The 15,718-nt window shown below is 36.0% G+C and carries 14 protein-coding genes, 1 tRNA gene and 1 other annotated feature; of the genes, 13 read left to right on the top strand and 2 right to left on the bottom strand.

Features of this window, described 5'->3' with window-relative positions:
• Positions 1–55 precede the first annotated feature (55 nt).
• Positions 56–128 (bottom strand) — tRNA-Thr (locus QM017_RS08200).
• A gap of 707 nt (positions 129–835) precedes the next feature.
• On the opposite strand from QM017_RS08200, the gene QM017_RS08195 reads away from it, so the two are divergent.
• The 7 genes from QM017_RS08195 (at position 836) to QM017_RS08165 (ending at position 6,147) form a co-directional block, all read left to right on the top strand.
• Entirely contained in the window at positions 836–1,204 is a 369-nt protein-coding gene (locus QM017_RS08195; RefSeq protein ID WP_282709452.1) for a BlaI/MecI/CopY family transcriptional regulator, read from the top strand.
• Positions 1,205–1,422: 218 nt separating this feature from the next.
• Positions 1,423–2,478 carry an AI-2E family transporter gene (locus tag QM017_RS08190; protein ID WP_282709451.1) on the top strand — a complete coding sequence of 352 codons (1,056 nt, stop codon included), beginning with the start codon at positions 1,423–1,425 and terminating at the stop codon, positions 2,476–2,478.
• On the top strand, positions 2,471–3,664 hold the full coding sequence (locus QM017_RS08185; protein WP_282709449.1) for a PatB family C-S lyase: 1,194 nt from the start codon (positions 2,471–2,473) through the stop codon (positions 3,662–3,664). The genes QM017_RS08190 and QM017_RS08185 overlap by 8 nt, the downstream gene beginning before the upstream one ends.
• Positions 3,665–3,751: 87 nt before the next feature.
• Positions 3,752–4,438, top strand: a complete 687-nt coding sequence (locus QM017_RS08180) for a 2,3-diphosphoglycerate-dependent phosphoglycerate mutase (protein WP_282709448.1) — start codon at positions 3,752–3,754, stop codon at positions 4,436–4,438.
• 477 nt (positions 4,439–4,915) lie between these two features.
• Positions 4,916–5,407: a nucleoside 2-deoxyribosyltransferase gene (locus QM017_RS08175; RefSeq protein ID WP_282709447.1), complete on the top strand. Its 492-nt coding sequence runs from the start codon at positions 4,916–4,918 to the stop codon at positions 5,405–5,407.
• A 19-nt stretch (positions 5,408–5,426) separates the two neighbouring features.
• Positions 5,427–5,831 carry a hypothetical protein gene (locus QM017_RS08170; protein WP_282709446.1) on the top strand — a complete coding sequence of 135 codons (405 nt, stop codon included), beginning with the start codon at positions 5,427–5,429 and terminating at the stop codon, positions 5,829–5,831.
• 82 nt (positions 5,832–5,913) lie between these two features.
• Positions 5,914–6,147, top strand: coding sequence for a cytochrome b5 domain-containing protein (locus QM017_RS08165; RefSeq protein ID WP_282709445.1), 234 nt, complete (start codon positions 5,914–5,916; stop codon positions 6,145–6,147).
• Positions 6,148–6,191: 44 nt separating this feature from the next.
• Here QM017_RS08165 and QM017_RS08160 read toward each other — a convergent pair whose 3' ends face one another.
• On the bottom strand, positions 6,192–7,103 hold the full coding sequence (locus QM017_RS08160) for a magnesium transporter CorA family protein (RefSeq protein WP_282709444.1): 912 nt from the start codon (positions 7,101–7,103) through the stop codon (positions 6,192–6,194).
• Between the two features lie 141 nt (positions 7,104–7,244).
• On the opposite strand from QM017_RS08160, the gene QM017_RS08155 reads away from it, so the two are divergent.
• From QM017_RS08155 to tyrS, 6 genes are all read left to right on the top strand, one after another.
• Positions 7,245–8,420, top strand: coding sequence for an acetate kinase (locus QM017_RS08155; RefSeq protein ID WP_282709443.1), 1,176 nt, complete (start codon positions 7,245–7,247; stop codon positions 8,418–8,420).
• A 130-nt stretch (positions 8,421–8,550) separates the two neighbouring features.
• Positions 8,551–9,672 carry an exonuclease SbcCD subunit D gene (locus QM017_RS08150; protein WP_282709442.1) on the top strand — a complete coding sequence of 374 codons (1,122 nt, stop codon included), beginning with the start codon at positions 8,551–8,553 and terminating at the stop codon, positions 9,670–9,672.
• Positions 9,673–9,674: 2 nt separating this feature from the next.
• Positions 9,675–12,782 carry an SMC family ATPase gene (locus QM017_RS08145; protein ID WP_282709441.1) on the top strand — a complete coding sequence of 1,036 codons (3,108 nt, stop codon included), beginning with the start codon at positions 9,675–9,677 and terminating at the stop codon, positions 12,780–12,782.
• Positions 12,783–12,807: 25 nt separating this feature from the next.
• Complete coding sequence (locus QM017_RS08140) at positions 12,808–13,389, top strand: metal-dependent hydrolase (protein WP_282709440.1); 582 nt, start codon at positions 12,808–12,810, stop codon at positions 13,387–13,389.
• Positions 13,390–13,505: 116 nt separating this feature from the next.
• Positions 13,506–13,955: a transcriptional repressor gene (locus QM017_RS08135; RefSeq protein ID WP_282709439.1), complete on the top strand. Its 450-nt coding sequence runs from the start codon at positions 13,506–13,508 to the stop codon at positions 13,953–13,955.
• Positions 13,956–13,995: 40 nt separating this feature from the next.
• Positions 13,996–14,196 (top strand) — a binding site (T-box leader).
• 84 nt (positions 14,197–14,280) lie between these two features.
• Entirely contained in the window at positions 14,281–15,537 is a 1,257-nt protein-coding gene (gene tyrS / locus QM017_RS08130) for a tyrosine--tRNA ligase (protein ID WP_282709438.1), read from the top strand.
• Positions 15,538–15,718: the final 181 nt, after the last annotated feature.

Genomic DNA, 15,718 nt, shown 5'->3' with positions numbered 1-15,718 from the left:
ATTTTATTTTTGTCTAACTTTTTTGTTACACTTCAAAACGACTGGCTTTTTGCTAAGCCACTTACCGGGCTTGAACCGGTGACCCCCACCTTACCATGGTGGTGCTCTACCTGCTGAGCTAAAGTGGCAAACTGTTACCTGAACATTATATAATGTAATTTAGTTGAATGCAAGTAATATTTTATATGAAAAAATAGGAAAACAGAAAAGAACAATGTATTAAGCATATAGTACCTTTGAAATTATAAAAAATAAAATGCTGTAGTGTCTTCGAAAAGTTTAACGCTATAGCATTCTTTTTTATTTATATCAATGTTATATATTTTTTCTTTCCACCAGCGCCAAATTGCCGCTAGAATTGGTATAAAAGCAAACAAATACATTATTTTTATGCCATTTATTTTATAGAATATATATAGCAAAAAGACAGATATTAATGATGAACTAAAAATTTCAAATAAGCATCTTTTTTTGGACGCTTTAACATTATTACTAAAGTTTTTTAATGTAATAATCAAACCAAGCAAACAAATTTAAAATTAGTAATGTAATAATTCCATAAAATATATTAGATGCAAAATATCCTAATAAGGATACAACTATGCTCAATATTATATTGATTAAGTTTATTTTAAATGTTTTTTTGTTCATAATTGTTACGCCCTAACCGGATCAAACCAACTGAAGTTTTTAGGTCCATAAAACCAGCATCCTTTCTTTCAAAATAAATAAAACTTATATCTATTTTGTATTAGATAACGTTTTTATTTTTTTAAAAAGCTTCTGCATTTTAGTAAAAGTTATAATATAATATAAATGAAAGAGTGGTGATTTTATGAAAATTTCAAAATTAACAAAAAAAGAAGAGGAAATTATGTCAATTCTTTGGGATAGTGATAAGCCAATGTCAGCAAATGACATTATGAATGCCTCAAACGGGATTTGTTTGAATACTGTTCAGCAAACTTTACATAAATTACTAAAAATAAACTACATTCACATATCAAATATAGAATTGAACAAAAAATCATTGACTAGATTATTTCGGCCATCTATAGATGAAGCAGATTATTTCTCCTTTTTTATTAATAAGTCTGCATTTGCAAAACTTGCAAGTAACTTTATTAAACAATCAGACAATGAAGAAACGCTTAAAGAATTAAGCAATCTGATTGCAAAGAAAAGAGCTGAATTAAAGGGATAATTTTATGGATAGTACAATTTCTTCTTTCATTATAACAACTTTATATTTTACAGGGCTCATTACGTTATTTTGCCTACTGTTAGTACATACTTTTCTTGAAGTAAGAAAGCATGAAAAAATTTCATTGATTTTAGTATCTGTAGGATTTTAAGGTATTAGATAAATTTACGATACTATAATAAAATAAGATTAGTAATCTTAAAAGGGAGAAAGAGCTTATGAATTTATGGGATCGCTTTTTAAGCAATGTCCGCTTGCGCCGCATGGCAGTTTTATTGTTTTTAGTGGCTATTTTGTATTTGGCCCGCAGCATGATGAGTATTATTTTATTGACGTTTATCTTTACTTTTTTGATTGTCCGCTTGATTAAAGCGGTCCAACGCTACATCAAGATTTCGCCTAAACTCATTGTCGTTGCCTTGTATGTCTTGATTATTGCGTTGATTTATCTGGCAATCACGGTTTATGTGCCAACCTTGCTAGAACAATCAGAAGCAATGGTCAAATCGGTCTTGCATTTTTATCAGCATCCGCCTAAAGGTACCGGCGAACTTGTTCAATATATCAACGATTATATCGGTAAATCAGATATCGTCAAACAACTTAAAAATGGTGTGGGGATCGTTCTTAATTACATTACAAGCTTAGGTAGCATGGGCTTTACGTTAATCATGTCGTTATTGTTGAGTTTCTTTTTTACGGTCGAAAAAGACGAGATGGCTCAGTTTTCTAAGAGCTTTTTAACAGGCCCTTACGCGTGGCTTTTTAAAGACATTTATTATTTTGCCAAAATTTTTGTCAATACCTTTGGGGTTGTGTTAGAAGCGCAGTTCATGATTGCGATTGTCAACACAATTTTGACGACTCTTTGCTTAGCCGTGATGCAAATGCCGCAGTTAATTAGTTTAGCCGTGATGATCTTTATTTTGAGTCTAGTACCGGTTGCTGGGGTGATCATCTCGGCGATTCCGATGTCATTTATCGCATATAGCGATGGGGGTATTCGGCTTGTGATTTATGTCTTGATAATGTTACTAGTGGTTCATGCGCTTGAGTCATATGTTCTTAATCCTAAATTCATGTCGAGTAGAACCGAATTACCAATCTTTTATACCTTCGTGGTCTTGTTGGTAGCCGAGCATTTATTTGGGGTGTGGGGCTTGATTGTTGGGATACCGATCTTTACTTTTGCGTTAGATGTTTTAGGGGTTAAACCCGTTTGCGCTAAGAAAAAAAAGACCCGCTTTAGAAAGAAGGATGCAAGCGATGAATAAAGAAGAATTTCTTAAGGAATATGCCGTTAAACGGCAAAATACCGCAGCTGTCAAATGGGATGGTTTAGCGGCTAAATTCGGTCGGGCTGACTTAATGCCTTTGTGGGTGGCCGATACCGAATTTAAGATTCCCAAAAAAGCTCAAGAAGCCTTGGTTACACGGGTTTTACATGGGGCTTTTGGATACTCATTGACACCTGAAGAATACTATAATGCTTATTTTAACTGGCAAAAACAACGCTATGGTATCGAAATGCAGCGTGATTGGTTGCGTTTTGGCACGGGCGTGGTGCAATCATTGAGCACTTGTGTTCAGTTTATGACACAACCAGGCGATGCTATCATGGTTTTACAACCAGTTTATTATCCATTTATGAATGTAATAGAAAATAATGAGCGTAAATTAGTCGTCTCTGAGCTTAAAAATACTAATGGATATTATGAAATGGATTTTGCAGACATCAAAGCTAAAATACAAACCAATGCTGTTAAAGTACTTATTTTATGTAGCCCACATAATCCAGTTGGTAGGGTTTGGAGTGAAGAAGAACTTACAACCTTGCTTGAAATATGTTGTGAAGAGCATGTTTTAGTAATTGCAGATGAGATTCATCATGATTTAATCATCGATGCTAAAAAACAATTTGTCTCAGTACTTGAAGTTAAAAACGGGTTATACCGTGATAACCTTGTGATGGTGGATGCTCCATCTAAAACTTTTAACATGGCAGGGTTGATTTTTAGTCATGTTACAATTCCTAATCCGCAATTACGCGCGCGATATGATGAATTACAGCAAAGATTAGCTGCTCCAGGCGGACATATTTTAGGCAAAATTGCCGCACAGGCTGCTTATGAAGATGGAAGTGAATGGTTAGCGTGCATGAATGGCGTGATTGCCGATAATTTTGCTTACCTAAAAGAAAAACTGACAGAATTTTCAACAAAGATTGTGGTTTCAAACCTAGAAGGTACTTACTTAGCGTGGATTGATTTGAACCAATTGGTAGCTGATGATAGTTTAGAAAGTTTTATTATCAACGATGCTAAGTTGGCCGTTGATTTTGGAGATTGGTTTGGAGCTGGTGGGAGCGGACATATTCGCATTAACTTAGCTACGACACCAGATAATATCAAGAAAGCTGTTACATCCTTGTTAAATGCCTTGCAAGCAAAACAAAGCTAATTTTCTGTCGCAAAGACTAGGAATTTTTTGCTTTTCAGTGTAAAATAGGGCATGTAATCTAAAATAAAGAAAGAGGTTAGGAATACTATGCCAAAATTAGTATTTATCCGTCACGGCCAAAGTGAATGGAACTTAGAGAATCTTTTCACAGGTTGGGTAGACGTTAATTTAAGTGAACAAGGTGAACAAGAAGCTAAGGCAGCTGGTCGTAAATTAAAAGAAGCTGGTATCGAATTTGATCAAGCTTATACATCTGTTTTAACTCGTGCGATCAAGACTTTACACTTCGCATTAGAAGAATCTGGCCAATTATGGGTACCAGAAATGAAGTCATGGCGTTTAAACGAACGTCACTATGGTGCATTACAAGGCAAAAACAAAGCAGCAGCAGCTGAAAAATATGGTGACGAACAAGTTCACATTTGGCGTCGTTCTTATGACGTATTACCTCCACTTTTGAGTGCAGATGATGAAGGTTCTGCAGCAAATGATCGTCGTTATGCTGACTTAGATCCACATGCAATCCCAGGTGGCGAAAACTTAAAAGTTACTTTGGAACGTGTAATTCCTTTCTGGGAAGATCACATTGCACCAGACTTGTTAGCTGGTAAGAACGTTATCGTGGCAGCTCATGGTAACTCTTTACGTGCTTTGACAAAATACATCGAACAAATCTCTGATGAAGATATCATGGATGTTGAAATGGCAACAGGTCAACCAGTTGTTTACACATTAGATGAAAAATTAAACATCGTTGGTAAAGAAAAACTTTAATTAGTATTCTTTACTAAGAAAAGCGAGCCCCATAAAAGAGGCTCGCTTTTTTGTAACTAATTCTTTTTTTCTTTATCTATAATATATAAATATGAGGATATGAAACTGATGCTGATAGCTAGCGTTGTCCACCATTTAAATTCAATCTTAAAAAGTACAAACAAGATAAAACTAAAGACAAGAGATAATAAAGCATAAATAATTATTAGATACCTTTTTTTCATAGTAATCCCCAATTTTCTAATAACAAACAAATTACCGTTATTATATGGAGAGCGCTTTTAGTTGTCAAGATCTAGTGGAATGATAAGTAACAAATTTATATTTTAGATGAATTATGAACATTAATAAGTTGATTAACGCTTTTTTAGTGAAGTTTACGTTAAATAATGTTTAAATTTTGCAATTATGTTTTAAAATGTGCGTCTTTTTGATAGAATTAAACTTAAGTAATGAATGACCAAAGGAGTGTTTTAGATGACACAAACAGAATTTGAACCAAGTCCCGTTAAGGCTTATATCGCATGTAGCTGGTTTAACGAAAAACAAGTTGCACATATGAAGGCAGGCTTAGCTGCGATTGAACAAAATCCATCTATTTCTCGGAAATTTTCGCACTGGCCTTTAGACTATTCATACAAAGGCTTAAGCGTCGAAGAACATCCTGAATTATTAGAAGATGTTGAATGGCAAAGTCGGACTTATGTATCAGATATCGAAGGAATGATGGGAGCAGATCTAGGGATCATGTTGTATACCCCAGAATGTTTTGATGATGGGGTAGCCTTTGAATGTGGTTTCTTGCGGGGCAACAACAAGCAAGCTGTTTTAGTTGTGCCCGATGATAACGAAGCTCCAATCAACTTGATGGTGGCCTTAGGGGTGACACGCGTTATCAAACTTTCCGAATTAGCAACCTATGATTTTAGACATGTTGTTAGCTCGACTTATCAAGGTAAAGTTATTTAAATTTTAAGGAGGTCAGCAGATGTACAATTTAAGTAAAGAAAAAGAAGACTTAAGTCATTTCTTGTTGCAACAATATGGGTTGTTACAAAAACAACAAGAATGTTACGAGCAACTATTAGGTATATCTAGACCTGCTAGTTTTTTTGTTGATGCCTTAGGTGAACACGCGGGAGCATACACTTCTTTGACGATCTTAAAAAAGGTGCAAGCTAATGTAAAAAAAGATCAAGCAGAGTTTAATTTAACTGAAGAAGACACAGATTTTATCGAACAATTACATGATGTGTTAGTCGATTTTGTGGTTGATGATGTTTTAATGGATTTAGAAGAAACAGAAATCGATTTTAACCAAGAAGACTTTGCGCGCTTTTTAGATCGCGGGTTTGAACGAGGCTTAGAATGTTTTCTTAGACCAGCTAAATAAGTTAGGCATCGTTTTTGTGTGAGCAAGCTAGAAGTGTTACACTTAAGATAGTTAGCACGTGCGAATTAAGGGAGGCTTTAAGATGACAGAACAAACATTTACAAAAGAACAATTGGCAACTTATAACGGTGAAGGTAAACCAGCATATATCGCAGTTGATGGTGTGATATATGATGTGACCAATGCTAAAGGGTGGCAAAAATTGGTTCACCATGGTAATAAGGTTGGTAATGACGTGACAGCGGGATTGGCAAAATCACCGCATGGGCCTCGTGTTTTAGCTAAATTACCGGTAGTCGGCAAATTAGTTGATTAATTAAAAAAGGAGTTTTCATTATTGCGATGAAAACTCCTTTTTATTTACAATAAATGGTGTTTTTTCAAAAAGGCGATTAAGCCACCGATAAAGAGTAGATTCAATAAGATAATTAAGGCCCAAGCCCAATCGTTATTGGCGGCTGGTAATAAGACGTTCATGCCATAAAAGCCGGTGATGATGGTAGGAATAGTCAAAACAAGTGACCAAACTGTCAAAAATTTCATCGTATCGTTGAGGGTGTTGTTTAGAATCGTGTTTGAGGTCGCCGAGATGCGTGCGGTCACGTCACTTGAAATTTGCGCCATGCGTTGGGCTTGGCGAGCATCAAATAAAATGTCTTTTAACAAGATACGATTGCTGTGATTTAGCTTTTGACCGATAGTCATGTATTTGAGATTTTCTAGCATTAACAAGTTCGTTTGCGTTGCGCTTGTGATGTAGATTAGGCTTTTTTCGATTTCTGCTAAAAAACGTAATTTATCATTGGTAATCGCGACGTTTAAGGAAGTATCTAACTGGTTTTTAACATCATTGATTTTTAAAATGGTCTCTGTAAAGCTAGTCGTTGCATAATAAAGTGTTAGTAACATGAATTCTGCCATCCCGTCTAGTTTTTCTAGGTGTTCATCATTTTTGACAAGCTCGATAATGTATTGTGTTCCAGGTGAATGAAAAGTAAAAAATGTATCGTCTTTTAAAACAAAAGTAATCGGGCTAGTGATGTAACGCGCTTGTTTTTTGTCTAAGATTTCAGGAGTTGAGTAAACCAACATTGCCGCATCTTCACGTAAATCATAACGTGGATGCTCGTGTTGATCGTTGACATAATCTAGCATTTTAGGTGTGAACCCATGTTTGGTTAATAAAATTTCGCGTTCAGCTGCTGATGTCGACACAATGTCATACCAAATAAAAGTAGTCTGTGCCGTGCGGATGGTACTTTTAGTAATCATATGAAAACCTCCTTAGATTACTTTGATTCAATTGTAGCACAATCTTGCTGTAAGCGATATTTTTTCATTTTTAGTGAAAATAAAGCTGATTTTTCTGAAAAGTATTATATAATTTAAATATTAATGTTAAGGAGTGGCAAAATGGCAAATATTTTATTAATGAATGCCGGCAGTTCGTCGGTTAAATGGAAACTTTTTGATGCAGATACCGAAGCGGTTGTGGCTAAAGGATTGGTTGAAAGAATGCTGATGCCTGGTGCGCTGTTTGAGATTAGCTATGGTGTGCAAAATTATCAAACGAGTATTGATAATTTAGATTATGAAACAGCAGCACGTTTGATTATCGAAAAATTAGTTGAATTAAAAATCACGACGTTAGAGCAGATTGTTTGTGTCGGGCATCGAGTTGTTGCAGGAGGAGAAGAATTCCACGAAGCAACGTTGATTACTAAAGAAAGTCTAGCTAAAATTAAGGCTTTAAGCGATCACGCACCATTGCATAATCCAATGGAGGCTAAATATATTGAGTTAATGCAACAAGTTTTGCCAGATGTTGCCCAATATGCGGTTTTTGATAGTAGCTTTTTTACGCAAATGCCAGAAACAAATGCGATTTTTAGTTTGCCATATGATTTAACACAAAAGTATCATATTAGACGCTATGGTGAACATGGAATCAGTCATGATTACATTTCTAAACAAGCTGCGGCTTATCTAAAGCGACCACTAGAAGAATTGAAGATGATTACTTTGCATCTAGGAAGTGGCTCTTCGTTAGCAGCACTTAAAGACGGTAAGGCTTATGATACTTCGATGGGCTTTACTCCTTTAACTGGAGTGACGATGGGGACGCGCAGTGGAGATTGTGATCCGTCTATAATCCCATTTTTGATGGATAAATTAGCACTTAATGTAAATGAAGTTTTAGATTTATTAAACACAAAAGCAGGTTTATTAGGGATATCGGGTGTTTCGCCTGACATGCGTGATTTGCTACAACAAAAAGATAATCCACGTTGTCAGTTAGCGCTAGACATTTTCGTTAATCGAATTGTTAAATACGTCGGAAGTTATTTTGTTGAGTTAGGTGGAACCGATGTTTTAGTCTTTGCTGGAGGAATTGGCGAAAATAATCCGGCATTACGTGCGCAAATTTGCCATCAATTGGCTTGTTTAGGCGTTCAAATCGACGAACAAAAAAATGCCACCGTTAAAGTAGGTGAAATTTCATCTAAAGATGCTCGTATCAAAGTCTTGGTAATTCCAACTAATGAAGAGTTAGCAATGATTCAAGCGATTAAAGAAAAATTAGCCTAAGAAAGGCCGCCCACGCTTTGGTTGAAGTGGGCGGTTTTTTACTGAACAAATGTTTGTCAAAAACTAGCACTTGCCGGCTAGATACCGTAAAATAAAAGACAGAGAGATTTTGGAAAAAAGGGTGGTTAAGATGCGCTTTATTCATACGGCAGACTGGCATGTTGGCAAAAAATTACATGGTTTTGATCTGCTAGAAGATCAACTTTATATTTTTCAACAATTAAAAAACATCAGTCTAGATAAAAAAGTAGATGCAATAGTGGTTGCAGGAGATATCTATGATCGCTCCTTGCCAAACGAGCAGTGTGTCCAAACGGTTAATCAACTTTTAGAAGAGTTAAACTTGCAAGCTAAACTACCTTTGTTTGTTATCAATGGCAACCATGATTCAGCGGTACGTTTAGATACAGGGAGTCAATGGTTTGATGCGACGGATTTTTATTTGCGCACCTCATTTGCTCAAGCTTTTGAGCCAGTTGTTTTTGCTGACGTGCAGTTTTTTATGTTGCCTTATTTTGAACCACAAGAAGCACGCAATTACTTTGAAGATCAAGAAATTGCTACTACAGCACAGGCGGTAAAACGAGCGGTTAAAGAGATGCAAAAGTTGTTTTTACCAGATAAAAAGCATGTTTTAATCGCACATTTTTTTGCGGCCGGTAGTACTAAAAGTGCATCCGAAACCTTATTAGAAGTCGGGGGACTTAGCCCAGTAGGAACGGATTGTTTAGAAATTTTTGATTATGTTGCCTTGGGACATTTGCATGATAAAAATGCTCTTAAACATCCTAACATCAAATACAGTGGTACGCCTTTGAAGTATTCTTTAGCAGAAGCTAACAGTCAAAAAGGTGTGTGGTTAGTCGATACGAAAGAACAAACCAGTGAATTTATTGCGTTAGAGCCTAAACATGATGTTAAAGTTCTTAAAGGAGCGTTTGCTGATTTAACAGAGCCAAGCTTTGTTGCGACTATCAATCGCGATGATTATATTGGTATCGAACTAACCGATACACAAATAATTGTTAATGCAATAGAGCGCTTGCGTAGTTGTTACCCTAAAATATTGAGTCTAAAGCGCGTTAATTGGAGCAATGATTTGTTAGGATTTACGCCTAAAGAAGAACTTAAACACCTAGAACCAATCGAATTATTGCAGGGCTTTTTTGAAGAGGTTAATCAAAACGCTATTAGTCAAAAACAATTACAATGGGCTAAACAAGCTTTGATAGATGTGCAAAAGGAGGTCTAGTGATGAAGCCACGTATGTTAAGACTGCAAAATTTTGGTCCTTATGTCGATCAAGAAATTGATTTTGAGCGCTTTACCCATCAAGCGTTGTTTTTGATTACCGGTAAGACCGGAAGTGGTAAGAGTACCTTGTTTGATGCAATGTGTTATGCCTTATACGGCCAAACTTCGGGCAATTTACGTAGTGCCGAACAAATGCGCTCAGAATTTGCTAAACCAACGCAACCAACTAGTGTTTATTTTACTTTTGAACATCAACAAAAACTATACGAAATCACTAGGATGCCTGCACAAGTTCTCCAATCTAAACGCCAAGATAAAACAGTCTCAAAAAGTAGCAGTGTTTGTTTGCGTTATCAAAAAGATGATGGAACACAAGTTGAATTGACAAAGACGCGTGAAGTTCAAGACTTTATCACAAATTTGTTGAAGTTAAAAGCCGAACAGTTTGTTCAAACGATTTTATTACCACAAGGAAAGTTTCAAACCTTTTTATTGGCCGATAGTAATAAAAAAGAAGAGGTTTTACGTGATCTTTTTGGGACTACCTTGTTTAATCTTTGGGGACAAAAGGTACAAGAGCGCGCCAAAAAAGAACAAGGCGATGTGCAAAAGTTAAATGAGCAAATTAACCAAATCAAACAACAAATCACGAATTTAGACAGTACTAAAACAAATGAAGAGTGGTTGCAAGATTTTACCGTTTATTTGGATGAGCTCAAACAAAAAGCCGCTGATTTACAAGTTAAAATGCAACAAAAAAATGACTTAGTCGAGCAGTTGGCTAAAGAATTACAAAAACAAGAAAGTTTGAGCGCTGAGTTTAAACGTTTAGATGAAGCAACCTTTAAACTAGAAAAATTAGAGGCTAAAAAAGCTCAGATGGATGCTTTATCTGATGAGGTCAATCAATTAGAATGGGTTCAAAAAAATTTGATAATCTTGAAAAAATGGCAAGATTCGCAGGCTAAAAGCTTGATGTTAGCAGATAAAGAAACTAATCTTACAAATGATTTGCAAGTAATTCAAAAAAAACAGCAACAAACGCAAAGCGATTTAGCTAAACTTGAGCAACAAGATGCTAAGATGAAAGATTTAGCACAAGAAATTCAGGAATTAACAACTAGTTTAGCTGTATTTGAACAATTAGAATTATTGCTAGAGCAGCTCGCAGCGCAAATGCAGGCTCAAACGAAAATAGCGCAAAAAGTAAAACTTGCTAATGAAAAGCAAGCAACGTTAAGTCAACAACAGCAAGATTTAAGCGAACGCTATGAAAAGTTAGAGAATCTAGAAGAATTAAAGCTTAAATTGCAAGCTAATGCAGCTAAACTAACTGAATTCGCTAATGATCAAAAACAGCTGCATAAATTAGCCGACAATAAGGATAAACTTTACCAAGAAGTTAGTACAGCACAAAAAACAATTGATGCTAAACAAAAAGAGGTTACCGCTTTAAATGCGCAATTAAAAAAAGAACAAAACGATGCGATTATGCACCAAATTACCCAGTTAGCGGCCAAACTAAAGCCAGGTACCCCATGTCCGTTGTGTGGCTCGATTCATCATCCTAATCTAGCTAGCTTAGATATGACAAAACAAGTTCTTAGTCAAGAACAACTTGATGCTTTGAGTCAAAAAGCAGAAAAACAAAGTTCGTTGTTAAATAATATGCTAGGTGTTCAACAGCAACGTACCACGCAACTGCACGCACTTCAAGAGGAGTTAACGCAGACTTTGACGGTTACTTTTGCTAAGTGGCAATTGGCGCAGACACCAAGCTTAACAACATTTGACAATTTCTATCAAGCCTTAGTTAAGCGCCAAGAAAAAGACGAAAAATATTTTGAAACACAAAGCGCTCAAAAAGAAGAAATGGCGCAAAAATTAAATTATTTAACAGACGAGCTAAAAAAAGCTGAGCAAGCCTTAAAGGAACAACAAGATAATTATCAACAAGTTACTGAGCAATGTAATATTTTACAAGCACGTAAACAAGAACAACAAAAACATGTTCCTAAACAATATGAAAATACTGCGCAATTGCGCACAGATTTAACGGCTAAACAACAAGTCTTACAAGACTACAAAGCAGAATTGACCAAAGTAAAAGAGCAAGAATATCAACAAGCAATCGAGCTTGGGAGACTTCAAGGGTTAAAAGTAGAACTTAGTCAACAGATTCAAGCAGAAAAACAAATTTTGCAACAAGCTAGACAGGATTTAGCGGCTCTTTTTGCTACCGATGCAAAAGTCAAAGATTATCAGCAAATGCAACTTTTAAGCACAAAACTTAATCAACTTAATGCTAAACGCCAACAGGTCAACGATTTTTATTTAAATTATCAGTTAGCCAAACAGATTATTGAGCAAGCAAACGAGTTGTTAGCAACTAAGCAACGACCAAACTTAGATCAAACTAAAGCGCAATTACAAGCGGCTAAATTAGCTCAAGAAGCTATCAATAAAGAAACGATGCTAGCACAGGCTAACTATCAAAATAATCAAAATGCTCAAGTTCAGATATTAAAGTTATTAAAAGAAAATGCCGCAAAACAAGAGTTAGCTATGCAATATATGCAATTAAGTGAAACCATGAGTGGTAAGAATCCTTTGAAGTTAAGCTTTGAACGTTATGTGCTACGGCAAAGATTCATTGAAGTCTTGCGCTTAGCAAATCAAAGGTTAAACCAACTTACCTATGGACGTTATGCGTTATGCTTAGATAATCAAAAGGGGCGTGCTCAATCAAGTACAGGATTGGAATTAGATATTTATGATGGTAATATCGGAACCATTCGTTCAGTCAAGACTTTATCGGGTGGTGAAAGCTTCATTGCGGCCCTTTGTTTAGCCTTGGCATTAGGTGAAGTCATTCAAAATGAAGCTGGTGGCGTGCAAATCGATGCTTTATTTATTGATGAAGGCTTCGGTTCGCTAGATAGCGATGCACTTGATGTTGCGTTGAATGTCTTGCAAACCATCGAAGGTAAAAACAAAATGATTGGTATTATTAGTCACGTGCAAGAATTGCGAGAAAGAATCCCGGCTAAATTGATTATTACGAATAAAAATGGTAAAAGCCAAGTTAGCTATCAAGAAATAAACTGATTTATGTTAAGAAAGGAAAACGTTCGTGCAATATAAAACTCATTTGGCAACGACTGTTGTGTTAGGCTTACCTATGATGGCTAGCGTTCAACAAGTTAGTCCGCTCAATTTATTTGCTTTGGGCTTAGGTGCATTGTTGCCAGATATTGACCATCCGCAGTCTTTTTTAGGTAAACGTAATAAAATCGTCAGCAAAGTAACCAATAAAACCTTAGGGCATCGTGGAGCGACACATTCGCTATTGGCGCTTGTGGTGGTTTTTGTGATTATGGCTTGGCTACAAGATAAATATTTGACCAATGCGGCTCAATACGTGGGTTTTTGGCTGATTTTAGGCTATTTAGCTCATTTGTTAGAAGATACTTTTTCTAAGGAAACAGTTCGTTGGTTATGGCCGTTAAAAAAACAAAAGCGCAATAAACGCAAGGGTAAACTACTCTACTATCGCACAGGTGGAATCGAAGAGATTTTGGTTTTAGGTTTGATTTTATGTTTGTTATTGCTTGAAATACATGCACTTGTCAGTGGAACTTTGGTTAACTTGTTTCCGCAAACGTGGATGATTCATCTTCAAGATGCTTTTTTGGCATTGCAACGTTGCATATGATTAAGATACTTTAATTGGACTTTTAGGCTGATTTGAGCGATAATATAGGCAAGAAAACACACATTTACAATTTTTATTAAGATATAAACTTTCAAAAGATAAAAGGGGGCGATGATATGTTGCGGGACCAAGAAGTTTTATTGGCAGCTGCAGATAGCTTAAAGAAAAATGGAATTAAAAATACACCACAAAGACAAGTTATTTTGGCTTATTTAATGACCGGGCGCAAGCATCCTTCAGTCGAAATGATTTATGAATATGTTTGCCAAAATGGTTTTAGCGTGAGTTTAGCGACTGTCTATAATACCTTGGAATTGTTATTAAAGCACAAATTAATCGTCGAAGTTGCACCAGATAATAGTGGACATATGCGCTATGATTATTTGGGAACACCACATTATCATGTTATTTGTGTTAATTGCGATAAGATTATTGATGTTGAAAATGGCGCTTACCGTGATTTAGAAAACGATGCTGCTCAAGTTACTGGATATCATGTCTATAATAGCAAATATGAAGTTTATGGCTTGTGCCCAGAGTGTCAGCAACATTATCAAGCTAAATAATACTTGCTTTTTTAAAATGAATAGCATAATATGATGGTAAGAATTGACGTTGAAGTAGCGCAGTAAAAGGACGATCACTGGCTTAGAGACTTGGTGGAAGCTGCAAACCAAGGCATATCGTTGCTTTGAATTACACTATGGAGTTATTAAACGGGTCATTCCGATAACGATGGCAGAGTTGACTCATTTTATGATGAGTAATCTGGGTGGTAACGCGGAAGATGTTATTTTCGTCCCTGATGCCTTGGAGCATTGGGGACTTTTTTTATTGCCTGTTTAGCGCGATTTGGCTTTGATTCAAACTAATTTAGGAGGTTTTTTGTAGATGCAAGACGTATTGGCAGAATTGAAATGGCGCGATGCCTTGAATCAAATCACAGACGAAGAAGGCTTGGCTAAGCTTTTGAGTGAAAAATCCGTGGGTTTATACTGTGGGGTTGATCCAACAGGAGATAGTCTTCATATTGGTCATTTGATTCCATTTATGATGTTGAAAAGATTTCAAATGGCAGGCCATCGTGCACACATTGTAATTGGAGGAGGAACGGGTTCGATTGGGGATCCTTCTGGTAAAAACTCTGAAAGAAAGTTACAATCAATGGAAACAATCCATCATAATGAACAATGCTTGACAGCACAGATGAAAGCTTTGTTTGGACAAGATAATATTACGATTGTTAATAATTATGATTGGTTATCTAAGATTGATTTGTTAGGTTTTTTGCGTGACTATGGTAAATTGTTTAATTTAAATACCATGTTGAATAAAGAAGTGGTTGCGAGTCGGTTGGAAGTTGGGATTTCTTATACAGAATTCACCTACCAAATTTTACAATCGATTGATTTCCATCATTTGTTAAAGCAAAATGATGTGCAACTTCAAATTGGTGGTGCCGATCAATGGGGTAACATTACGGCGGGAATTGACTTGATTCATCGAATGGAAGGCTCAGATGTGCAAGCTTATGGTTTGACGATTCCATTGATGCTTAAAGCAGACGGAACTAAGTTTGGTAAAACCGCTGGTGGTGCTGTTTGGTTGGATGCCGAAAAGACAACACCATATGAATTTTACCAATTCTGGTTAAATCAAGATGACCGTGACGTCATTAAATATTTGAAATACTTTACTTTCTTAGATCAAGCGCAAATTGCTCACTTAGAAGAACAAGTTAAGACTTGTCCTGAAAAGCGTGAAGCACAAAGAACTTTAGCGACCGAAGTAACTACTTTTGTTCATGGCGCAAAAGCAGTACAACAAGCACAACATATTTCTAAGGCACTATTTTCAGGTGAAGTTAAAGATTTAACCGTTGAAGAAATCGAACAAGGCTTTAAAAACATGCCGACTGTACATGTTAGCTCCCAAGCGGCTAACTTAGTAGACTGGTTAGTTGCCAATAGGATTGAACCATCAAAACGCCAAGCACGTGAAGATGTTCAAAACGGTGCAATCTATATTAATGGACAACGACAACAAGATTTGGATTTCGTGTTAGATCCAAGCAAAAGCTTTGATGGTAAATTTGTGATTGTTCGTCGTGGAAAGAAGAAATATTTCTTAGCACGTGTTGATCAATAATTTTCATTGATAAAAATATAGCTAAAAAGAGTATCAAAACTAGTAAACTGGGCTAGTTTTGATGCTTTTTTTATTGGGATAGTATTTTTTTGGAAAAATTTTATTCGTTTTTTGAGATGTTAAAACGGGTATCAAAGCAAGTCTTTGTTTTAATTTTCGGAATTTAAATAACGTAGTGTTT

This window comes from Ligilactobacillus sp. Marseille-Q7487 (assembly GCF_949152225.1).
Taxonomy (GTDB): Bacteria; Bacillota; Bacilli; order Lactobacillales; family Lactobacillaceae; genus Ligilactobacillus.
This window is presented reverse-complemented; position numbering and strand designations above follow the sequence as displayed.

Coding starts and splice junctions, on each gene's coding strand:
- QM017_RS08175 (WP_282709447.1), top strand. CDS start 4,916: ATGACACAAACAGAATTTGAACCAAGTCCCGTTAAGGCTTATATCGCA.
- QM017_RS08150 (WP_282709442.1), top strand. CDS start 8,551: ATGCGCTTTATTCATACGGCAGACTGGCATGTTGGCAAAAAATTACAT.
- tyrS (WP_282709438.1), top strand. CDS start 14,281: ATGCAAGACGTATTGGCAGAATTGAAATGGCGCGATGCCTTGAATCAA.
- QM017_RS08155 (WP_282709443.1), top strand. CDS start 7,245: ATGGCAAATATTTTATTAATGAATGCCGGCAGTTCGTCGGTTAAATGG.
- QM017_RS08190 (WP_282709451.1), top strand. CDS start 1,423: ATGAATTTATGGGATCGCTTTTTAAGCAATGTCCGCTTGCGCCGCATG.
- QM017_RS08185 (WP_282709449.1), top strand. CDS start 2,471: ATGAATAAAGAAGAATTTCTTAAGGAATATGCCGTTAAACGGCAAAAT.
- QM017_RS08170 (WP_282709446.1), top strand. CDS start 5,427: ATGTACAATTTAAGTAAAGAAAAAGAAGACTTAAGTCATTTCTTGTTG.
- QM017_RS08160 (WP_282709444.1), bottom strand. CDS start 7,103: ATGATTACTAAAAGTACCATCCGCACGGCACAGACTACTTTTATTTGG.
- QM017_RS08135 (WP_282709439.1), top strand. CDS start 13,506: ATGTTGCGGGACCAAGAAGTTTTATTGGCAGCTGCAGATAGCTTAAAG.
- QM017_RS08165 (WP_282709445.1), top strand. CDS start 5,914: ATGACAGAACAAACATTTACAAAAGAACAATTGGCAACTTATAACGGT.
- QM017_RS08180 (WP_282709448.1), top strand. CDS start 3,752: ATGCCAAAATTAGTATTTATCCGTCACGGCCAAAGTGAATGGAACTTA.
- QM017_RS08145 (WP_282709441.1), top strand. CDS start 9,675: ATGAAGCCACGTATGTTAAGACTGCAAAATTTTGGTCCTTATGTCGAT.
- QM017_RS08195 (WP_282709452.1), top strand. CDS start 836: ATGAAAATTTCAAAATTAACAAAAAAAGAAGAGGAAATTATGTCAATT.